The organism is Arthrobacter monumenti (assembly GCF_054511255.1).
The window spans coordinates 230,889-251,823 of the sequence record NZ_JBTNCY010000008.1 but is presented as its reverse complement, the minus strand read 5'-3'; the positions used below and the strand labels follow the sequence as shown (position 1 = coordinate 251,823).

The following is a 20,935-nucleotide window of genomic DNA, read 5'->3' as shown; positions in this document are numbered from 1 at the left end:
ATCCCCTGCGGCAAGAATGTGAATCCTTGCCGCAGGGGTTTTCAGCGGAGAGTGTCTGGCTCGGGGCGAGCTACTCCGTAGGTTTTGAAATGGGCTGCGCGGGTTGTTCAGCGACTGCGGTCTTCTTTCCGGCGTAGACGTCCCGATCGATCTCGTCACTCGCATTGGCTACCAGCATCGCGACGAAGGTGTCACCGTTGACGTTGACGAAGGTGCGGAAGATGCCGGCAAACCAGTCGACGGCGATGAGCAGTCCCACGGCCTCGATCGGAAGATTGAGCGCCGAAGCCAGGAACAGCGCGACTACGGGGAAGCCGCCAGGGACGGTGATGGTGCCCATGTTGAGGAGAATCGCGAGTCCCATTCCCATGACGATCTGGCCGATAGTAAGGTCCACATTCCCGGCCTGGGCAAGGAACATGATGGCGATCGTGTAGTTGAGCACGGCGCCATATGACCCCATGGTCAGACCAACCGAGAGGGTGAAGTCGGCGCAGCGTTTGCTCACACCGACTTTCTCCACGGTGTTCTTCAGCACCGTCGGGAAGGTGACGGCCGAACTGGTCGTAGTGATGGCCACCGCAGTCTGCTCGGCCAGTTTGGCGGGCAGTTTCAACGGGCTGAGGCCGGTCCGCGCCGACACCACGATGACAAACAGCACCGTGAGGATGAGGACGCCGATCAACGTCGCACCGAGGTACTTCAGCGCGGTGGTGACAACCGCGAACCCCACGTCGCCTGCCAGCGAGGCGAGCAAGGCAAAGACACCGATCGGCGCAATGTACATGATGAGGCGGATGGTGAGCAGCACCACTTGCTGGGCCTGGTCGAAGAAGTCGACGAGCAGCCGGTTCTGCGTCTTCTGCACATGTTTGTTCAGAGCCATGCCGAAGATCAACGAAAAGACAATGATGGGGACCATCGTGGCTGTGGACATTGCCTCGAAGATGTTGGTGGAAACGAAGGCGGTGATCGTCTCCTGCCACCCGGTCGATTGTGACGCATCCTTCTGCAGCGAACTGTCGATCTCGCCGGTGAAGACTTGACCGCCTCCAGGGTTGATGAGGACGCTCAACGCCACGGCCAGTACAGCGGCGATGACGGAGAAGCCGATCATCCATTTGAAGGTGCGGAAGGCCATCTTGCCCACACCTGAACCAGTCATCGATCCGGTGGCGAAAATGACCGATGCCATCACGAGTGGGACGATTGACATCTGGATGAGCCGGATGAACAAGTCTCCGATGAACTTCAGGTTGCTCGCCCATTCACCCACGATCAGGCCGAACACGATTCCAGCGATGGCGGCGATGGCGATCTGGGTCGCCATGCTCCTACAGGACTTCTTTAGGGTCTTCATTTTCCCTCCAGGCACCCGGCATTGTCATTGATCTTCATCGCCTCTGCCAATCAGATTGTGGTGTGGATTACGTTACGGTCCTCGTTTTGGGGATGATAAAACTGTAATCCGCATCACACTATTCCACAAGGGAAAATCCAATATCCGTATGGTGGAAGTAAAGATCATTCAGGTGATGAGTATTTACCCCGCAACCATCTGTCGCGCAGCGGCGGAGTGTTCGGCGACGAGAGCTGGGATATCCAGTCCCTCAACTGCCCCGTCGATGACGCGCCACTGGCCGCCGATCATCACGCGGTCGGCCCGGTCCGCTCCGCAGAGCAGTAGCGCCGCGATGGGGTCGTGGCTGCCGGAGAACCGCAGTTCGTCGGTCTTGAACAGCGCAAAGTCTGCCTGCTTGCCGACGGCGATTTCGCCGATGTCGTCCCGTCCCAGGACGGCTGCAGAGCCCTTGGTCGCCCAGCGCAGTGCCCGTTCCGGCGTGGCTTGTTCGGCCCCGTAGCGCAGCCGTTGGAGATAAAGCGCCTGACGGGCTTCGAGAATCAGGTTGGATGCGTCATTGGAGGCGGAGCCATCAACTCCCAGCCCGACGGCGGCACCGGCGTCTTCCAGCTCTATCGCCCGGCAGATTCCGGAGGCGAGGCGCATGTTCGACGTCGGGCAGTGGGCAATGCCGACGCCGGCGGCACCAAGGCGGGCCACTTCGTCGTCGTTGAAGTGGATGCCGTGGCCGAGCCAGGTGCGGGAGCTGAGCCAGCCGACGCTTTCGAGATAGTCGACCGTGCGGAGCCCGAACATCTCCCGGCAGAAATCTTCTTCGTCGATGGTCTCCGCCAGATGGGTATGCAGGCGAACGTCGTATTGTTCGGCCAGATCGGCGCTGTCCCGCATGATGTCCGTGGTGACGGAGAAGGGCGAACACGGCGCCAGGCCAATCTGGATCCGGGCGCCGTCACCGCGCTCGTGGTACTGCTTGATCAGGCGCTCGCTGTCGGCGAGGATCACGTCCGGCCGCTGCACGGTTTGCTGCGGGGGAAGTCCGCCGTCGTCCTGGCCCAGCGTCATTGAGCCACGGGTGAGCGTGGCCCGCATGCCAAGATTCCCGACGACGGCGGCCTGGATGTCGATCGATTCTTCCATTCCGCCGGGGAACAGATAGTGATGATCGGCCGCCGTGGTGCAGCCGGACAGCAGCAGTTCGGCCAGCGCGACCGTGGTGGCCAGTTCCAGATCGCGCGGAGTCAGGCGGGCCCACACTGGATACAGGTTCTGCAGCCAAGGGAACAGCGGCACATTGACCACGGGCGCCCAGGCGCGGGTCAGGGTCTGGTAGAAGTGGTGGTGCGTGTTGATAAGTCCGGGCAGGAAGACGTGCTCGCGGGCCTCGAAAATTTCGTCGTACGCCGTCGTCGGTGCCTGGCCGGTGGCAACCAGCTCGGCAATTTTGGTGCCTTCGACGATGACTCCACCGCCGGCGTCGTGCTCATTGGCGGTAAAGATGGCCAGCGGGTTGCGCAGCCAGGTGCGTCGGGCGTCCACGGATAGATCCTCCGGTCGATGTCGGTCTGCGACACCGCGGACACGCCGGTCTGGGCGGACGGCACGAATGTCGCCAGCTCAGTTCTCCTGTCTGCTGATCCAGGAACCGCTACAGCGGTTGCGAGGAACAATAGCACCTCCCGGCGTCAGCCCGCACCACCGCTGTTTTGCCAGGCTTCAATTTCGGCGAAGAGTTCCCGGCGGCGCTCGTCGGTGATGAAGGCAGACTGCACCGAGTTTTCCGCCAGCTTGACCAACTGCCCGGTATTGAACCCGAAGGTCTCCTGCAGCCGGGCGAAGTTGTCATCCAGATAGCCGCCGAAATAGGCCGGATCGTCCGAGTTCACGCACACGTTCAGCCCGCGTTCCAGCATCCCGGGCAGCGGGTGCACGGCGAGTGTGTCGACCGCGCGGAGCCGCACATTCGAAAGCGGGCAGACGGTCAGCGGCATTTGTTCGGCGACAAGCCGCTCCACGAGTTCCTCATCCTCCATGCATCGGATTCCGTGGTCCACCCGGTGGACTTTGAGCAGGTCCAGGGCTCGACGGATGTAATCGGGCGGTCCCTCCTCGCCAGCGTGGGCCACGCACTTCAATCCCGCCGAGTGGGCACGTTCGTAAAGTGTCAGGAAGTCCGACGGCGGGTGGCCGAGCTCAGCCGAATCCAACCCGATGCCGATGATGGGCGCCTCCATCGCGAGCAGGTCCTCCAGCACGGCCAACGCCTCGTCGGCGGGCTCGTCCCGCAGGAACGCCGCGATCAGTTCGGTGCTCAGGCCGAACTCCTGCTTACTGCCGGCGAGTCCGGCGGCAACTCCATTGACGCAGGTGGCCAGCGACACTCCCCGGGACAGGTGCGCCTGCGGATCCATCATGATCTCAGCGTGCCGGACGCCTGCCGCTGCGGCGCGGGCCAGGTAGGAGCGCGTCATGTCGGCGAAGTCCTGCTCGGTCTGCAGCACGGCCATGTTGCTGTAATACAGGTTCAGGAAGGACTGCAGATCGACGAACTCGTACTGCCGCCGCAGTTCCTCGATATCGGCGTAGGGCAGTTCGACGCCGTTCCGTTCCGCGAGTGCGAAAATGAGCTCCGGCTCGAGCGTTCCCTCGATGTGCAGGTGCAATTCGGCGGTGGGAACGGGATTCATCAGCAGGCTTCTTTCACTAGTCGAAAAACTTTTTCCACAAATGTGTTGCGCATCACTCACTGTGCCAGTAATCTCAGTGTCAAGCCAAAGGCGGGCACTCAGGACAGAGAAGCTATCTACCAGGCTGAACTGCAATATCTAAATCGCAGCCGCTCTGGTACGAGTTCTTGAGAGACATCATGGCGCACATGACGTGTCACGGCAGCTGCCTGATCCTGGAGTTTCACCATGGAAAAAGATTCTGCCGACACCAATTATCTCTCCGAGGCGATCGCGCTCGCCGTAGCCAACGTCCAAAATTCCGGTGGTCCATTCGGCGCCGTCGTCGTTACCGCGGACGGTCAGGTATTCCACGGCGTCAACCGCGTCACCGCGGACAATGACCCCTCCGCCCACGCCGAAGTGATGGCGATCCGCAACGCCTGCGCTGCGCTGGAAACCTTCGACCTGACCGGCGCCAAGCTGTACACCAGCTGCGAGCCGTGCCCAATGTGCCTGGCGACCTCACTGTGGGCACGCGTGGCCGGGGTTTACTTCGCTGCCGACCGCCACGATGCTGCCGACGGCGGTTTCGACGACGCTGTCTTCTACGACTACTTCAACACTCCTCCTGAAGACCGGTCGCTTCCGGTGCGGCAGGTACCCATGGAATCGCGGACCGCCCCGTTTGACCAGTGGGCCGCGACTCTCGACCGCGTCGACTACTAAGGGGGAGAGCAGAAATGGTACTTCTGACCGGATCGGGCTCAAGGCCCGGAGAAGATCCACAATCAGCACCAACCACCCGCAAGTCGGGCAAAAAGGACCTGCTGGACCGCTACTTCAAGATTACCGAGCGTGGCTCCAGCTACAGCCGGGAAATCCGCGGCGGACTCGTCACCTTCATCACGATGGCCTACATCGTCATCCTGAACCCGCTGATCCTGGGCGGCTTCGGCCCGGATTCGGCAACGCTCGACGTCGAGGGCGGCTGGCTCGAAGCGGCGCAGGTTGGCGCCGTCACGGCCCTGACCGCCGGCGTCATGACCATCATTTTCGGTATCGCCGCCAACCTGCCGTTCGGCATTGCCGCCGGGCTCGGCATTAACTCCTTCCTGGCCGTCTCCGTTGTCGGCGACGTCACCTGGCCGGAAGCCATGGGCCTGGTGGTGATCAACGGACTGCTGATCGTTCTGCTGGCCGTGACCGGAGCCCGCGAGGCGATCTTCAACGCGGTGCCGCCGGCCTTGAAGGCGGCCATCACCGTCGGCATCGGTCTGTTCATTGCGTTCATCGGGTTCGTGGATTCCGGTTTCGTCCAGGGCACCGAGGGCGGACCGCCAGTACAGCTTGGCGACGGCGGTTCCATCACCGCAGTGCCGACGCTGGTCTTCCTGCTCGGCGTGATCCTGATGGGCATCCTCGTGGCCCGCAAAGTCACCGGCGGACTGCTGATCGGCATGGTCGCCACGACAGTGATCGCCGTCGTCGTCGAAAGCATCCTGAAACTGGGGCCGGCATTCGAAAATCCCGGCGGCTGGCACCTGAACGTGCCCGCCTTGCCGTCGTCCATCTTCGCAGTTCCGGATCTCAGCCTGGTTGGCGAGTTCAGCTTCGGTGCCTTTGAGCGGATCGGCGCCTTGGCCGCCACCATGCTCGTCTTCACCCTCGTGTTCACGAACTTCTTCGACGCTATGGGAACGATGACGGGGCTGGCCAAGAGCGCCGGGCTGGCGGACAAGAAGGGCAACTTCCCGGGGCTGAAAGCGGCCCTGATCGTCGAGGGAGCCGGTGCTGTTGCCGGTGGTGCCACCTCGGCGTCGTCCAACACCGTCTTCATCGATTCCGCCTCCGGTATTGCCGAAGGCGCCCGCACCGGACTGGCCAGCGTCGTCACCGGCACGCTGTTCCTGGCGGCGATGTTCCTCACCCCGCTGACGGCGGTCGTCCCGCTCGAGGCGGCCGCGGCGGCACTGGTGGTCGTCGGGGCGATGATGGTGGCGCAGATCAAGGAGATCAACTTCAAGAACTTCTCCATCGCGCTGCCGGCGTTCCTGACCATCATCACGATGCCGCTGACCTACTCGATTGCCAACGGAATCGGCATCGGCTTCATCAGCTGGGTGTTGATCCGGGCAGCGTCCGGCAAGGCCCACAAGATCCACTGGCTGATGTGGCTCACGGCGGCCGGCTTCGTCCTGTACTTCGCCCGCGGCCCGGTTTCGGCCGCGCTCGGGACGTAACAAACTCCTGTTCTGACCTCCACAGTTTCCATGTCGAACAGGAACGGCGCCGGAAGACCCGTGACAGGGCCTTCCGGCGCCGCGCATAATTCCATCTATAAGGTGCCCGCCAAAGGCGCACCCTCAAGGAAAGGGCAGCAGAATGCTCGACATCCTGAACTCCTGCTCCGACTGGCTCGGAGCGGGGCAACCGTTCGCTGTCGCGACCATAGTGTCCGCGACCGGCTCCGTACCCAGAGGGGTCGGAACCGCCATGGCCGTCAACGCTGACGGCGAGGTGGTGGGATCGCTCTCCGGCGGCTGCGTGGAAGGCGCCGTTTACAACGCGTGCCGGGAGGCGATGGACTCCGCCACGGTCCGGCGCGAGCAGTTCGGGTACAGCGACTCGGATGCCTTCGCGGTCGGCCTGACCTGCGGGGGAGTGCTCGACATCCTGATCCAGCCGGTGTATCCGCAGGGGCATCCGGAGCAACAGCTCGACGTCGCCGGCCTGTCCCGGCTGGCGGATACCGCACAGAACACTCCCGCCGCGATTATCAGGCGGCTCGACGGCGGCAGGCTGACCGGCGTCGTCGTACTTGATCCGCAGGACTTTCCCTCCACAGCCGACGCGGGGCAGCTCGAAGCGCTGATCGGTGACAGCACCGCCGCGCACGGGGCCGCGGCGCAGATCCAGGCGATGCTCTCGACCGGGCAGACCGGCGTGCTCCGGCTTTCGCCGAACCGTGATGTCTGCGGCGACGACTACATCAGCCTGCTGGTGGAAACCCGGCTGCCACCGCCGAGGCTGCTGATCTTCGGCGCCAACGATTTCAGCGCCGCGCTGGTCCGGACCGGAAAACTGCTTGGCTATCACGTCACGCTCTGCGACGCACGGAAGGCGTTCACTTCCGCCGGCCGCTACCCCGGGGCAGACGAGGTCGTGGTGGCACAGCCGCACCGGTATCTGGAAGCCGAAGCCGGCCAGGACAGGCTGGACGCCCGCACCGTGATCTGCGTGCTGACCCACGACGTAAAGTTCGATATTCCGCTGCTGGAACTGGCGCTGACGCTGCCGGTGCAGTACGTCGGGGCGATGGGTTCGCGCCGCAGCCATGCCCAGCGGGTCGAATCCCTGCAGGCGCTCGGCGTGGACCAGGAGCAGTTGGACCGGCTGCATTCACCGATCGGGCTGGACCTCGGGGCGGTCACCCCCGAGGAAGTGGCGGTGTCCATCATGGCCGAAATCATCGCCGGAAGAAATCAACACCGGACGGCGCAGCCGTTGAGCCGCAGCACCGGGCCGATCCATCCGGAGGCGGTCCACCCGCCCATTTCACAGTCAGGAGTTTCGTCATGGATATGAGTACCGTCGTGGCGACAGAGAAGTCACACGATCCCGATCAGTGGCAGCCGGGCGATGCCTGGCTCGCCGGTGGCACGGTGCTTTACTCCTATGGCACGTCCACGTTGAAGCGGCTGCTCGATATCTCCTATGCCGACTGGCCGGCGCTGACCGTCACTGACGAGGGCCTGGAAATCGCCGCAACCTGCACGATCGCGGAGCTCTATGCCTTCCCCCGCAGCGGGCAGGCGCCCGTGGACCGCTGGCCGGCCCTGTCGCTGTTCCGGCAATGCTGCGATTCCTTCGTCGCCTCCTTCAAGATTTGGAACATGTCCACCGTGGGCGGCAATATTGCCACCTCGCTTCCGGCCGGACCGATGACGTCGCTGACCGCGGCCCTCGACGGCGTCGCCACCATACTGGTCCCCGGTGGCGGAAGCCGCGAACTGCCGGTGGCCGGACTGGTCACGGGAGACGCGCAGAACGCGCTGGAACCGGGGGAGCTGATCCGCAGCATCCACCTGCCGGCCGCTGCGCTCTCCGAACCGGTGGCCTTCCGCCGACTGTCGCTGTCCAACCTCGGCCGGTCCGGAGTGCTGCTGATCGGCCGGAAACAGAACGACGGCGGCATCCGGCTGACCATCACGGCCTCCACCAAGCGTCCGGTGCAGCTGGATCTGCTGCCAGGCGCCAGTGCCGCCGACCTTGCAGCCGCCATCGACGAAGCGGTGCCAACCGGCCTGTATCACGACGATATCCACGGGCTGCCCGCATGGCGCCGGGATATGACCTACCTGCTGGCCGAACAAATCCGTGCCGAACTGGGCGAAGGACCAACATCATGACGAACCAAGCAACCACTGGCCGCCGGACCGGCGCAGCAGAGACCGGCTTCAGCGGCATCGAGATCAACGGAAACCATGCCGCCGTCGAACCCCAGCCGGGACAGTGCCTGCGCACCTACCTCCGCGAACAGGGCAATTTCGGTGTGAAGAAGGGCTGCGACGGCGGCGACTGCGGAGCCTGCACCGTCCACGTTGACGGCAAACCGGTGCACAGCTGCCTCTATCCCGCGCACCGGGCTGAGGGCAAAGCGGTCACCACGGTCGAAGGACTCGCCGGCGACGGGGAACTGCACCCGATGCAGCAGCAGTTCCTGGCGGCGCAGGGTTTTCAATGCGGTTTCTGCACCGCCGGTTTCCTGATGACGGCCAGCACGTTCGACGACGAGCAGCTGGAGAATCTGCCCCGGAACCTGAAGGGCAACCTGTGCCGCTGCACCGGTTACCGGGCCATTGAGGACGCGGTCTGCGGTGTGCAGAATGTCGACGCTGAAGGCATCGGACACCAGCGGGCAGGCGACAACGTCGGTGCGCCGGCCGGGCTCGGCGTGGTCACCGGCAAGGTCCGCTACACCCTCGACGTCGACCCCAAGTCCCTGCCCGGGCTGCTGCACATGAAGCTGGTCCGCTCGCCGCACGCCCATGCCCGGGTCCGCAACATCGACACCACCGACGCGCTCGCGGTGCCAGGCGTGAGGGCCGTTTTCACCCACGAGGACGCGCCCGAACAACGTTTTTCCAGCGCCCAGCATGACCACTATGCCGACGATCCGGACGACACCAGGGTGCTCGACGACGTCGTCCGGCACGTCGGACAGCGGGTGGCCGCCGTCGTCGCCGATTCCGTCCGCGCCGCCGAGGAGGGCGTCCGCAGGGTCAGGGTCGACTACGAAATCCTGGCCTCGGTGATCGATCCGGAAGAGGCGGAGCTGCCGCAGTCGCCGCGGATCCATGGCGAAAAGGACGCCGACGTGTCCCGCATCGCCCGGCCGCAGGACAACGTACTCGCCGAACTGCACAGCGCCGTCGGCGACGTCGAGGAGGGCTTCGCGCAGGCCGCCGCGATCTACGAAAACACCTTCCACACCCAGCGCGTCCAGCACGCATCGCTGGAAACACACGCCTCCATCGCCTCGTTCGACGACGACGGCCGGCTCGTGGTGCGCTCCAGCACCCAAGTGCCATTCCTCGCCCGCCGGGCGCTGTGCCGGATCTTCGGACTCGAACCGGACCGGATCCGGGTATTGTGCGAACGGGTCGGCGGCGGCTTCGGCGGCAAGCAGGAAATCCTCACCGAAGACGTCGTCACGATGGCCGCGCTGGCCTTGAAGGTGCCGGTTCAGCTGGAATTCACCCGCGAGGAGCAGTTCACCTCGGCCACCACGCGCCATCCCTTCCGCATCAAGGTCAAGGCCGGGGCCGGCGCCGACGGAAAACTCACCGCCCTGGAGCTGGATGTGCTCTCCAACACCGGCGCGTACGGCAACCACGGCATCGGCGTGATGTTCCACGGCTGCGGCGAGTCAATCGCCGTCTACAACTGCCCCAACAAGAAGGTCGACGCGCGCGCCGTGTTCACCAACACCGTTCCGGCCGGCGCCTTCCGCGGCTACGGGCTGAGCCAGATGGTGTTCGCGATCGAATCCACCATGGACGAACTCGCCTCGCGACTGGGAATCGAGCCGATGGAGCTGCGCCGCCGGAACATTATTGCCGACGGCGACCGGATGATCTCGACCGGACCGGAACCGGAAGAGGATGTCCATTTCGGCAGCTACGGGCTGGATCAGTGCATTGACCTGGTCGATGACGCCCTCGCCCGCGGGCGGAAACGTGAGGCCGAGTTCGGTTTCGTGCTCGGTCCGGAATGGCTGGTCGGCGAGGGCACCGCGCTGTCCATGATCGATACCGTGCCCCCGCGCGGCCATATTTCGCACGCCCGGGCGCGGATGGGCGAAGACGGACGGTATGAACTGCTGGTCGGCACCGCTGAGTTCGGCAATGGCACGACGACGGTGCACGCCCAGTTGGCTGCTACGGCGCTCAACACCAGTGCGTCACTGATCACCGTCAGGCAGTCCGACACCGACCTGGTGGAACATGACACCGGCGCTTTCGGCTCCACCGGAGTCACCGTTGCCGGCAAGGCGTCGCTGCAGGCCGCGGAGGAGTTGGCCACGCAACTGACCAAGTTTGCCGCCGTCGTGACCGGAACCGAAGGTGCGGAATGCGTGCTTGACGGAGACGGCGTCGACTGTGCTGGCACCCGGATCAGCCTTGCGGAGCTGTATGAGCACGCCAAACAGAGCGGAACCGAACTGCTGGGCCGGGGCTACTGGGGCGGCACGCCGCGCTCGGTCGCGTTCAACGTCCAGGGATTCCGCGTGGCTGTGAACGAACAGACCGGCGAGCTGCAAATCCTGCAGAGTGTGCAGGCGGCCGATGCCGGCGTCGTGATGAATCCGCTGCAGTGCCGCGGGCAGATCGAGGGCGGTATTGCGCAGGCTTTGGGAGCCGCGCTGTACGAAGAGGTGGTGATTGACGATGCGGGGGTGGTGCAGACGAACATTCTGCGCCAGTACCATCTGCCCACCTTCGCGGATGTGCCCCGCAGCGAGGTCTATTTCGCGAAGACGAACGACAAGCTGGGCCCGCTCGGTGCCAAGTCGATGAGCGAAAGCCCGTTCAACCCCGTGGCCCCTGCCATGGCTAATGCCATCAAGAACGCGACCGGTGTGCGGTTCACCGAACTGCCGCTGGCGCGGGACAAGATCTACCTGGGGGTACGCGCTTATCAAAGCCGAAAGAACTGATTCGACTCTGTAGTGATCCATAGCGGCCCCCGGCAGTGCAGGGGCCATTAGTTGACATGGAGGTCAACTATGAAACTTCACAAGACCAAACCAACCAAGTCCAAGCCAGGCAAGTCCAAGCCAGCCAAAAACGGCGGCCGTCCCGAAGACGAGCGGATGCCCGTGGGCAAAACGTTTGCCTACGGACTCCAGCACGTGCTGACCATGTACGGCGGCATCATCGCGGTGCCGCTGATCGTGGGATCAGCCGCCGGACTGGAGGCATCGGAAATCGGCATCCTGATCGCGTCCTGCCTCTTTGTCGGGGGAGCGGCGACCATCCTCCAGAGCTGGGGCGTGCCGTTCTTCGGCTCGCAGCTGCCGCTGGTGCAGGGCGTGTCCTTCGCCGGAGTGGCCACCATGGTCGCGATTCTGGAAACCGGAGGAGGCATCCAGTCCGTGTTCGGCGCGGTGCTGGTCGCCGCCGTCATCGGACTTGTCATCGCTCCGTTCTTTGCGAAGGTGATCCGCTTCTTTCCGCCGGTGGTTACCGGCGTCATTATTACCACTATTGGTTTGACCTTGATGCCGGTCGCAGCCAACTGGGCGATGGGCGGAAACTCCACTGACGAAAACTACGGCAGCCTCGCCAATATCGGTCTTGCCGCCCTGACGCTGGCCATCGTGCTGCTGTTGAGCAAGGTCGGCAGCGCGGCCATTTCCCGACTGTCCATCCTGATCGCCATTGTCGCAGGCACCTTGCTCGCGGCCGTGCTCGGCATGGCGGACTTCTCCAAGGTTTCGGAAGGCCCGGCTTTTGCGTTCCCGCAGCCCTTCGCGTTCGGTTGGCCGGTCTTCGAGCTCGCCGGCATTATCTCCATGACCATTGTCGTGCTGGTAACGATGACGGAAACGACGGCGGACATCCTCGCGGTGGGGGAGATCGCCGAAACCAAGGTCGACTCACGGCGCATCGCCGACGGCCTGCGCGCGGACATGCTCTCCAGCGCCATTGCCCCGGTCTTCAACTCTTTTACCCAGACCGCTTTCGCGCAGAATGTCGGGCTGGTTGCCATTACCGGTATCAAGAGCCGCTTCGTGGTCGCCGCAGGCGGCCTGATCATGCTGGTGTTGGGGTTGCTGCCGGTCCTCGGCCGGGTTGTCGCGGAAATTCCGACGCCGGTGCTCGGCGGTGCGGGTGTGGTCTTGTTCGGAACTGTGGCAGCCAGCGGCATCCGCACACTGGCCAAGGTCGAGTACAAAGACAATATGAATCTGGTCATCGTGGCTACGTCGCTGGCCTTCGGCATGATCCCGATCGTCGCTCCGACGTTCTACGACAACTTCCCGGACTGGTTCGCCACGATTTTCCACTCCGGCATCAGCTCCGCCGCGGTGATGGCGGTCCTGCTGAACCTGCTGTTCAACCACTTCAAGGCGGGCAACTCGAAAGACTCCTCGGTCTTTGTCGCCAGCCCGCCGCGTGCTGTCCGCGAAGACCAGCTGAAGGCACTCAAGGATGGCGACATTTTCAGGGACGGAAAGCTCCTGGACTGCGATGGAAACGAAGTCCCTGTGGCGAAGGATTAACGACGGCGGTCAGGGCTGATTGCCCCGGCCGGACGATTCCCCCTCGAGAAGGTGCAGATCGTCAGCTGTGTCGATGTCGGCGTCATCGCCCAAACCGGTGCAGTCCACAAGGTCAACCAAGTCGGGATTCCGGCGCAGGAAGGTGCGGGCTCCCGCATCGGCCTGCGCCAGTTCCGCTGCCTGCCGGGCGTGGACGGGGTCGAAGATCATCGGGTGCGAGGGCCGCCGCGCATCGGCATATCGCGCAGCGGTTATCCTTTCCCGGCGATGAACCTGAAGGAGGTGCTGGACCAGTCCGGCACTGATGTGTGGCTGGTCGACCAAGGCGATCAGAACCGCGTCCGGACCCTCAGCGACGCCGGCACGCCCAATTGCCGCAACGCCGGCCTTGAAGGAAGAGGCCATTCCGGAGGCCCAATCCGGGTTTTCCACAACGGTGCAGCCGTCGAGCCGGCACTCGGCGCGAACTCGTGCTGCTTCGGCACCCAGGATGACGACGACATCGTCGCACCCGCCGTCGAAAAGTGCGCGTGCTATGTGCTCAAGGAGAGGTCTACCGTGGTACGGGAGGAGGGCTTTCGGGCCGCGCCCCAACCGGCTGCCGTTGCCCGCGGCCAGTAAAACCGCCGTCACAATCATGACCAGAACGCTAACATGATGCAGGGCATGGCAGGTGACGATTTTCATGGTCCTGCAGCGATGATGTCGTTGAGCGTCTTCGCCTGGCTGGCGCCGATTCTGCGCTGCCGGCATCATGTTCCTGGTCATCGCGTTGCTCGGCGGGGTTTTTGGCTACCGGGCTTGACGGAACCGCATCATCAGCGCCTGAGGTTTACCGCAGGGAACGCAACCTGCGCTTGAGCGACTTTTCGGCCCGCCTCGCAAACTTGCGGCCACGCTGAATCACCGTTGGTTTGGGGCGGGTTAGTTCCTTAATGATCTTGGCTTGGCGATCGAGGCGTTCCGCCTGACGATCAAGGCGCCTCGCCTGCCGGTCAAGGACTTTTGTTTGCGACGTAAGTTGCTTTCGGGATTGCTTCAGTTGGACCTTCAGGTCCTTCAATAGCTTGGAAGAGTCTGCGGTCTTCCGGTCAAGACCTTGAACATGCTTGTCCACGTCCGCCAGCGTCAGCACCGGCTTTGAAGTGAGCGGAAGGACGGCCTTGAGCTGGTACCTCGTTCGGGTCTCGTCAACTTTGTTCCCTTGCCGCAGCCAGCGGAGACGGGAGAGGACTTCCCGCCGGCCCTCCTCGCCCGGAGCCATCAAGGTATGGACCATTGGTGGGAGTTCCGCTTCCGCCAACTTGTCGTCGAAGGCGGTGTTTTCGTTTCCTGCCTGGTAAATATGCGGCAGGTCGTTCTTTTCCAGGAATGCCGTGAATCTGGCGAATTTTTCGGGCAGCCCGGCGTGGAACTTCGAATAATCAACCGTGTTGTACAGCTCTGCTGCATCAAGTTCGGGATCAACGTCATCGATCCGACGGTGCGGGATGTCGAAGTAGTCAGCTAATTCGAGGGTGCGGGAGTCGTGGGCAATAAGCATCGCGGGAACCCCGGCGAGGATGGAAGAGACACTTCCGTGCATGCGGGTTCCGAAGGTGAACTCGAAGTCTTCCAGATACTCGATCCAGGTACGGGGATCCAGAGGGAACCGCATCCGGTCTTCGGTGTAGAGCCGGTGCCCGGCATGTACGGGCATCCGGAGGTCTGTTATACCGCGGGAATGTTCCCCCCAGACCATTGTTGTGAGGTCCTTATTCGTCTGCGGAATGTAGATGAGGTTCCGGTACTTATCGGCGTGACGGGCGACGATGGGCGCCATCTCCCTGACCTTAGGTGTCAGGGTCAGTGCAATCCGGCTCTCCGCATTCAGCTCAGGTACTTTCCTGGTAACCGCTGGAGAAGGGCCCTTCGTGAATACCGACGGGCATCCGATGACATCAACGTGTTCCGCCCCGAAGCCCAGGTCCTTCAAATAGGCAGCGGTCCGTTCCCCACGTACTCCAATGCTTGCCGAACGATCGAGGACGGCGGCCATGAATTCTTTGACGTCATCGGCGATGGGGTCCTCCCCGGCCTCGCTGACCTCAAGCCGGTGCTGGCTTCCGACGCCGACGATAGTGACCGGCATGTCCAGCTTGCTGATGACGCGGGTTAAACGGCGCAGGCTTGTTTGGAAGCTTGGACGGAAGGCATTGGCCAACGGGATGACGAATCGGTCGAAACCGTCGTTGATCTGCTGGACGTAGTGATCATCGACACCCGGCCGGCTGCTGAGGTAATTATTCGACACAATTTCCGTGCCGGGAACGCTCAGCGTCCGATGGACGGACTGGCCAAACAGAAGATTACCAACATTGGCCCGGTGAGTATCCTGGGTGAGGGCAACTTCCGGCGAAACGGGAGTCCAAGGATCCTTGCTCGAACGCAGCAACACACGGGTCACTATCTACCTCCAAAAAAATTAGAACGGCTCGTAGCTTATACGATCACGATCGGAGGAGGCCGGGCGTTCCCGGGACTTGGGTCAAGGACTAGAACGGATACCGGGCGATCTCCCCCTGCATGGTGACCCACTGCGTTTCCGTGAACGCTTCGAGGTTGGCTTCGGCGCCGCCGAACCGGGCGCCGGTTCCGGAGAAGCCGACACCGCCGAAGGGTGCCACGGATTCGTCGTCGACGGTCTGGTCGTTGATGTGCACGATGCCGCTCGGGATCCGGTCGGCGACCGCCAGGCCCTTCATCGCGTCGGTGGTCAGGATGCCCAGGGACAATCCGTAGTCACTCGCAGTCGCGATGTGGACCGCTTCCTCAACCGATGAGAATTTCATCACCGGGGCGACCGGACCGAAGATCTCCTCCGCGAAGCCGGGATGGTTGAGTTCGCAATCGGCCAGCACGGTCGGACGGTAGAAGAGTTCCTCATAGGTGCCGCCGGCGGCCAGCCGGGCCCCGGCGTCGACGGAACCCCTCACCAAACCGTGGATCTTGTCCCGCTGCGCAGCATTAATCACGGGACCCAACGGAACATCGCTGGTGGCAGGATTGCCGACGGGAAGCTTTTCGGCCTTTTCGGCAAGCCGGTCAACGTATTCGGAGTATATCGACTCGTGCACAATGTGCCGGCCGGTGGTCATGCAGATCTGCCCCTGGTGCAGGAATGATCCCCAGGCACCGGCAGAGACGGCGGCGTCAAGATCGACGTCGTCGAGCACGATTAAGGCGCTGTTGCCGCCCAACTCCAGGTGCGCCCGCTTGAGATGCCGCGCGGCCGCCTCACCGACGGCACGGCCGGCACCGGTTGAGCCGGTGAAGGAAATGATCCGGACCGATGGCTCCTCAATCAGCGCCTGCCCCGCCTCTGCGCCGCCGGGAAGCACATGGAACAGCCCCTCCGGCAGGCCGGCTTCCTCCAGGATTGCAGCCAGGAAGAGTCCGCCGGATACGGCGGTGCGTGGATCCGGTTTGAGGATGACGGCGTTACCGGCGGCCAGCGCCGGAGCAACCGACCGGCTGGAGAGAATCTGCGGGAAATTGAACGGGGAAATGACGCCTACGGTTCCGGCCGGGAGCCGCCTCGCGAAGGACAGCCGCGGCTTGCCGGTCCGCAGCAGTTGGCCGTACGGCACCTCGACCATGGCCGCCGCCGAGTAGAACTCGTTGGCAACCAGGTGGGCTTCGAAACCGGCCTTGCCCTGCCCGGAGCCGGCCTCGCGGATCAACCAATGCATGGCGACGTCGGCGTGCTCCTCGATCAGGCTGCCCGCCTTGCGGAAGATGGCTGCCTTCTCCTCGAAGGAGGTTGCCTGCCATTTCAGCTGGGCGTCCTTGGCCTGCCCGGCGGCCTTCGCCACATCGGAGGCGGAGGCTACTCCGAAGGATCCAATCGTCTCGCCTGTGGCCGGTTCCATCACCGGCTGCGAACCGCCGTCGCTCTTGGTCCAGCCGCCGCTGTAAACGAGTCCATCCCACTGGGATGATTCAAAGAACGTCATTGCTCTCTCCTCTTATGTGTTGCAATATCCAAAGCTTATGGTGCGAAGGTGGTGTCCGGAGCGACGGCGATTTCCAGCAGCACCGGCTCCGTCCGGCTTGCCGCATCTGCCAGCGCATCATCCAGCGCCTCGACAAGACCCGGATAGTCCTCAACCCGACGGGCGGAGACGCCGAAACCGGTGGCGATCGTGGACACCGAAATTTCCGGAAACGACGGCCAGGCCGGCTTGCTGTCGCGCTGCTCCGCCAACCGGTCCATCACCGCGTAGCCTCCATTGGCGAGTACCAGGAAGACCACTCCAACACCGGATTGCGCGGCCGTCCACAGGGACTGGATGGAGTACATCGAGGACCCATCTCCGACGACCGCGACCACCGGGCGCTCCGGCAGCGCCATCTTGAGCCCGATCGACGCCGGCATCGCGAATCCCAGGCCACCCATGGCGGCGGACAGGAACCCCAGCGGCCGGCGGGCTGGAACAAGCGCCTGCAGCGCCGGCCGGGACGACGGCGACTCCTCGACCAGGATGGTGTCCTCCTCCAGCCGGGCGGCGAGCAGTTCGAAGACGTGGCTGGCGCGGAGCGGCTCACCGTCCCCCGGCGGAGGCAATCGGTACTGTTCAGCGGCGGCTCCGGCGGGAGAACGGCCGCCGGTGGCAGCATCCGGACCGGCTTGCCGCTCATCCAGGAGTGTGGTCACGGCGTTGCACAGTGCCGCTGGATCCCCGACGACGGCGAGTTCCGCGGGGGAGCGGTTCGCCTGGACCGCGTCATCGGTCAACACGAAGACACGCGTCCCTTCAGGAACAAGGGGTCCGGTGGTAAAGGGATATTGACGGATGGCGGCCGTGCCCACGACCAACAGGACGTCTGTCGAATCCAGAGCCTGCCGCAGCCTGGGCCGGTCGGCAGGAAGCTGACCCTGATAGAGGGGATGAGTCTGGTCGAACCCGGCGCGCGAGCCGAACGGCTCTATCCATACGGGGGCCTGCAGCTTTTCCGCCAGCGCCGTCAAAGCCGTCCAGCCGGCGTCGGTGTCATTGCCGGAACCGGCCATGATGGCGGGTTGTTTGGCGGTGTTCAACGCCTCTGCGACGAGCTGTATGTCGTCCGGTACGGATGGCGCCGAAAGACTGACGCGGGATGCGGCAGCGGTGGCGTCCGGATCAGCGGGTTCAGTCCAATCACTCATCGGCACGATGACGAGCACCGGACCAGCACCTTGTTCGGCGACCATTGATGCACGCGCTACGGCGGAGGGGACGTCCGCGGCGCGGACCGGAGTAATGACCTCCAGCGGATATTCTCCCGCGAGGCCTTCGAGCTTTCCGGTCAGGAATGGTTCGAGGGCGAGATGTCTGCGGTCCTGCTGTCCCACAACCACCACCAGCGGAGCGCGGTTGACGCGGGCTGTGGCGATGCCGGCGACGGCGTTACCGAGTCCCGCCGTCGTGTGGACGAGCGCGAAGGCCGGCCGGCCGTGGGCGATGGCGTAGCCGGTGGCTATGCCCAGCACCGATCCCTCATGCAGCGCCAGCACGAAGTGGAAATCGTCCGGCAACTGGGCAAGGAAAGGCACTTCCGTTGAACCCGGATTGGAGAAGATCGTGGTCAACCCGCGCTGACGCATTATCTCGAGGGTCGCCTCCCGGACCGTCTTCGTGCTCAATGTGCCTCCTTGGCCGCGGTGTTCCGGGCCCGCTCGGTGTCCGGTTCGGGTTTTGTGTCTGCCCCGGAACCGCGTTTGGCAATCTGGATCTGTTCATACACATGGCCGCGAAGTTCGGTGAAACGCGGCGCGGAGCGCGTGGTGAGCTGATCCCTTTCGGATGGCAGATCGATCGGAATATCTTCCTGGATCACGGTAGGCGAGCTCGACAGGATGATCACCCGCTCGCCGAGATAGACGGACTCGTCGATGTCGTGCGTGACAAAGAGAATCGTGACACCCAGCGTCTTCCAGACATGGCGGATCAGGTCTTCAAGGTCGGCCCGGGTCTGGGCGTCGACGGCGGCAAAAGGCTCATCCATCAGGAGCACCTTGGGCTGGTATGCCACCGCGCGGGCAATCGCCACCCGCTGCTGCATCCCGCCGGACAGCTGCCAGGGGTAGCTGCCGGGTACGTGGTCCAGGCCCACGGCTTCCAAGGCCTCATGGACGAGCTTGTTCCGTTCCGCCTTGGGCATTTTCGCATTCTTGAGGGGAAGTTCCACGTTGTCCCGCACGCTCATCCAGGGGAACAGGCTGCGTCCATACTCCTGGAATACGACTGCCATGTCCTTCGGCGGGCCGGTAACAGGCTGGCCGGAGAGGATTACTTCCCCGGAGGTAGGCGCCATTAACCCGGCAATGCACTTGAGCAGAGTCGTCTTTCCACTTCCAGAGGGCCCGACCAGGCAGGCCAATTCCCCTGGATGCAGATCGAAGGTCAGGTTCCTGACTGCTTCAATTTCGCCGGCGTCGACCTGGTAAATTTTCTGTACGCCCCGGACGGAGAGCAGCGGTTCTCCCCGTTTTTCAGCCGCGGCGTGCGGAGCTGTCTTAGCCAGCATTCTCAACCTCTCTTAGTCCGTGGTACCACGCTAATATTCTGCGCTCAGTCCACTGGAAGATAAATGACAAGATAATGCCGATCAGTCCGAGCACCACAATGCCGCTCCACATCTCCGGGATGGCGAAGGAGCGTTGGAACTGAACGATGGTGAATCCCAGCCCGGACGAGGAGGCGAACATTTCCGAAATCACCATCAGGATCAGGGCGATGGACAGGCACTGCCGGATTCCAGCCATGATCTGAGGGCCCGCGCTTGGAAGCACCAGGTGGCGGATGCGGGCAAAGCCGCCAATACCGTAGGTCCTTGCGCTGTCGTCCAGTACCGAATCCACGGCCCGCACACCTTCGATCGTATTGAGCAGGACCGGCCAGATGGCGCCGGAGACGATGACTGCCACCTTCATGGTGTCGTTGATGCCAACGAGCAGCATCAGCACGGGTACCAGCACCGGTGGAGGAATGGCGCGGAAAAATTCCAGCGTCGGTTCGGTCAATGCCCGCAGCCACCGGACGGATCCAATGAGTACTCCGAGACCGATACCCAGCACGATGGCCAGCAGGACGCCGAAGACGAGGTTGGTGAGGCTGGGAACGACATCTTCGAAGAAGCGGTCCCCGAACCAGACATCAACAAAGGTCAGGGACAACTCCCCGGGCTTCGGAATGAAGAAGCTGGTTGATCCGATCGTCGTGACCCACCAGAAGAGGATGAGCAGCACAGGCAGGGCCAGCAGGTAGGCGGCGCGCTTGGCTAGCCTCATACGATCGCCTCCCCGCGGATCGAACTGTGCCAGGCCAGGAATTTACGTTCGATCAACCGCATGGCGAAGTTGATAACAACACCGATCATCCCGGTGGCAAGAACGAGCGCATACATTGGCGCAACGGCGGCACCGGACTGCGCCAGCGCAATCTGGTGTCCCAGTCCCGGGTTGCCAATGATCAGTTCGGCCGTGATGGCCAGGATCAGTGCGACGGCGGCAGCCAGCCGGATGCCGGTCATGATGTAGGGCAACGCAGTAGGCCAGACAACGTACCGCACGCGGGCGAGCCTTCCGAGGCCGTAGCTCTTGGCGGTGTCATTGGCGACAGTATCGACGTCGGCAACTCCATAGAGAACCTGGATGAGGACCTGCCAGAAAGATGCGTAAATCACCAACAGCAACGCAGATCCCCGATCGACGCCGAACAACAGCACAGCCAGCGGAATCAGCGCAACTGACGGGATCGGACGCAGGAATTCGATAGTCGAGTGGGTTGCTTTGCGGAGGAAATTACTGGAGCCAATGGTCAGCCCGAGAACCAGCGCCGCCACCGTAGCGATGGCCAGTCCCAACCCCCAGCTGATCAGTGTTTGCATCACGGCCACCCAGAATGCGGTGAGTCCGAGATTCTGAACGAACACAATCAAGACTTCGCTGGCTGGTGGAAGGAACTCTGGATTCACGATCCCCAGCCGGGGGATCGCCTCCCAGACCAGTAGGAATCCGATGATTCCCGCCAGTCCGAGAAGCGGCCGGTTCGAGGTCTTCCGTGTCCTGCCCTTCCGTCCTTTGCGGGTCAGTGG

16 protein-coding genes are annotated in these 20,935 nt (G+C 63.2%); 6 read left to right on the top strand and 10 right to left on the bottom strand.

Translation table 11 applies throughout. The features are described from left to right. Positions 1-70 precede the first annotated feature (70 nt). The 3 genes from ACX80B_RS14170 to ACX80B_RS14160 all read right to left on the bottom strand — a co-directional run bounded on the left by ACX80B_RS14170 (position 71) and on the right by ACX80B_RS14160 (position 4,047). Positions 71-1,330 carry a dicarboxylate/amino acid:cation symporter gene (locus ACX80B_RS14170; protein ID WP_459297230.1) on the bottom strand — a complete coding sequence of 420 codons (1,260 nt, stop codon included), beginning with the start codon at positions 1,328-1,330 and terminating at the stop codon, positions 71-73. Positions 1,331-1,543: 213 nt separating this feature from the next. Continuing rightward, on the bottom strand, positions 1,544-2,899 hold the full coding sequence (locus ACX80B_RS14165) for an 8-oxoguanine deaminase (RefSeq protein ID WP_459297228.1): 1,356 nt from the start codon (positions 2,897-2,899) through the stop codon (positions 1,544-1,546). Between the two features lie 146 nt (positions 2,900-3,045). Then, the gene (locus ACX80B_RS14160) at positions 3,046-4,047 is read right to left on the bottom strand and encodes an adenosine deaminase (protein WP_459297226.1); all 1,002 of its coding nucleotides are present in this window, start codon (positions 4,045-4,047) and stop codon (positions 3,046-3,048) included. Between the two features lie 228 nt (positions 4,048-4,275). Here ACX80B_RS14160 and ACX80B_RS14155 point away from each other — a divergent pair, with 228 nt between their 5' ends. The 6 genes from ACX80B_RS14155 to ACX80B_RS14130 all read left to right on the top strand — a co-directional run bounded on the left by ACX80B_RS14155 (position 4,276) and on the right by ACX80B_RS14130 (position 12,817). After that, positions 4,276-4,755 (top strand): nucleoside deaminase, encoded by a 480-nt coding sequence (locus ACX80B_RS14155; protein WP_459297224.1) that lies wholly within the window; start codon positions 4,276-4,278, stop codon positions 4,753-4,755. Positions 4,756-4,769: 14 nt separating this feature from the next. Further along, positions 4,770-6,269: an NCS2 family permease gene (locus ACX80B_RS14150; protein ID WP_459297222.1), complete on the top strand. Its 1,500-nt coding sequence runs from the start codon at positions 4,770-4,772 to the stop codon at positions 6,267-6,269. A 142-nt stretch (positions 6,270-6,411) separates the two neighbouring features. Next, the gene (locus tag ACX80B_RS14145; protein ID WP_459297220.1) at positions 6,412-7,614 is read left to right on the top strand and encodes an XdhC family protein; all 1,203 of its coding nucleotides are present in this window, start codon (positions 6,412-6,414) and stop codon (positions 7,612-7,614) included. Further along, on the top strand, positions 7,605-8,438 hold the full coding sequence (locus ACX80B_RS14140) for an FAD binding domain-containing protein (RefSeq protein WP_459297218.1): 834 nt from the start codon (positions 7,605-7,607) through the stop codon (positions 8,436-8,438). Before ACX80B_RS14145 ends, ACX80B_RS14140 begins: the two co-directional genes overlap by 10 nt. Then, positions 8,435-11,248 carry a molybdopterin-dependent oxidoreductase gene (locus ACX80B_RS14135; RefSeq protein ID WP_459297216.1) on the top strand — a complete coding sequence of 938 codons (2,814 nt, stop codon included), beginning with the start codon at positions 8,435-8,437 and terminating at the stop codon, positions 11,246-11,248. Before ACX80B_RS14140 ends, ACX80B_RS14135 begins: the two co-directional genes overlap by 4 nt. 156 nt (positions 11,249-11,404) lie before the next feature. Continuing rightward, positions 11,405-12,817: a nucleobase:cation symporter-2 family protein gene (locus ACX80B_RS14130; protein WP_459297278.1), complete on the top strand. Its 1,413-nt coding sequence runs from the start codon at positions 11,405-11,407 to the stop codon at positions 12,815-12,817. 9 nt (positions 12,818-12,826) lie between these two features. Here ACX80B_RS14130 and ACX80B_RS14125 read toward each other — a convergent pair whose 3' ends face one another. The 7 genes from ACX80B_RS14125 to ACX80B_RS14095 all read right to left on the bottom strand — a co-directional run bounded on the left by ACX80B_RS14125 (position 12,827) and on the right by ACX80B_RS14095 (position 20,932). Next, complete coding sequence (locus ACX80B_RS14125) at positions 12,827-13,456, bottom strand: nucleotidyltransferase family protein (protein WP_459297214.1); 630 nt, start codon at positions 13,454-13,456, stop codon at positions 12,827-12,829. 193 nt (positions 13,457-13,649) lie between these two features. Beyond that, positions 13,650-15,263: a polysaccharide pyruvyl transferase family protein gene (locus ACX80B_RS14120; protein WP_459297212.1), complete on the bottom strand. Its 1,614-nt coding sequence runs from the start codon at positions 15,261-15,263 to the stop codon at positions 13,650-13,652. Between the two features lie 88 nt (positions 15,264-15,351). Beyond that, on the bottom strand, positions 15,352-16,812 hold the full coding sequence (locus ACX80B_RS14115; protein WP_459297210.1) for a benzaldehyde dehydrogenase: 1,461 nt from the start codon (positions 16,810-16,812) through the stop codon (positions 15,352-15,354). Between the two features lie 35 nt (positions 16,813-16,847). Next, a complete protein-coding gene (locus tag ACX80B_RS14110) occupies positions 16,848-18,482 on the bottom strand; it encodes a thiamine pyrophosphate-dependent enzyme (RefSeq protein WP_459297208.1) in 1,635 nt (544 codons plus the stop codon). Continuing rightward, positions 18,479-19,366, bottom strand: coding sequence for an ABC transporter ATP-binding protein (locus ACX80B_RS14105; protein WP_459297206.1), 888 nt, complete (start codon positions 19,364-19,366; stop codon positions 18,479-18,481). Before ACX80B_RS14105 ends, ACX80B_RS14110 begins: the two co-directional genes overlap by 4 nt. Beyond that, on the bottom strand, positions 19,356-20,129 hold the full coding sequence (locus tag ACX80B_RS14100) for an ABC transporter permease (RefSeq protein WP_459297204.1): 774 nt from the start codon (positions 20,127-20,129) through the stop codon (positions 19,356-19,358). The genes ACX80B_RS14105 and ACX80B_RS14100 overlap by 11 nt, the downstream gene beginning before the upstream one ends. Further along, positions 20,126-20,932, bottom strand: coding sequence for an ABC transporter permease (locus ACX80B_RS14095; RefSeq protein WP_459297276.1), 807 nt, complete (start codon positions 20,930-20,932; stop codon positions 20,126-20,128). The genes ACX80B_RS14100 and ACX80B_RS14095 overlap by 4 nt, the downstream gene beginning before the upstream one ends. Positions 20,933-20,935 lie beyond the last annotated feature (3 nt).

What these genes read in the sequence shown, in the direction of transcription:
- ACX80B_RS14150 (WP_459297222.1), top strand. Translation starts at nt 4,770, where the DNA reads ATGGTACTTCTGACCGGATCGGGCTCAAGGCCCGGAGAAGATCCACAA.
- ACX80B_RS14125 (WP_459297214.1), bottom strand. Translation starts at nt 13,456, where the DNA reads ATGATTGTGACGGCGGTTTTACTGGCCGCGGGCAACGGCAGCCGGTTG.
- ACX80B_RS14160 (WP_459297226.1), bottom strand. Translation starts at nt 4,047, where the DNA reads ATGAATCCCGTTCCCACCGCCGAATTGCACCTGCACATCGAGGGAACG.
- ACX80B_RS14100 (WP_459297204.1), bottom strand. Translation starts at nt 20,129, where the DNA reads ATGAGGCTAGCCAAGCGCGCCGCCTACCTGCTGGCCCTGCCTGTGCTG.
- ACX80B_RS14155 (WP_459297224.1), top strand. Translation starts at nt 4,276, where the DNA reads ATGGAAAAAGATTCTGCCGACACCAATTATCTCTCCGAGGCGATCGCG.
- ACX80B_RS14105 (WP_459297206.1), bottom strand. Translation starts at nt 19,366, where the DNA reads ATGCTGGCTAAGACAGCTCCGCACGCCGCGGCTGAAAAACGGGGAGAA.
- ACX80B_RS14140 (WP_459297218.1), top strand. Translation starts at nt 7,605, where the DNA reads ATGGATATGAGTACCGTCGTGGCGACAGAGAAGTCACACGATCCCGAT.
- ACX80B_RS14130 (WP_459297278.1), top strand. Translation starts at nt 11,405, where the DNA reads ATGCCCGTGGGCAAAACGTTTGCCTACGGACTCCAGCACGTGCTGACC.
- ACX80B_RS14115 (WP_459297210.1), bottom strand. Translation starts at nt 16,812, where the DNA reads ATGACGTTCTTTGAATCATCCCAGTGGGATGGACTCGTTTACAGCGGC.
- ACX80B_RS14170 (WP_459297230.1), bottom strand. Translation starts at nt 1,330, where the DNA reads ATGGCGACCCAGATCGCCATCGCCGCCATCGCTGGAATCGTGTTCGGC.
- ACX80B_RS14135 (WP_459297216.1), top strand. Translation starts at nt 8,435, where the DNA reads ATGACGAACCAAGCAACCACTGGCCGCCGGACCGGCGCAGCAGAGACC.
- ACX80B_RS14145 (WP_459297220.1), top strand. Translation starts at nt 6,412, where the DNA reads ATGCTCGACATCCTGAACTCCTGCTCCGACTGGCTCGGAGCGGGGCAA.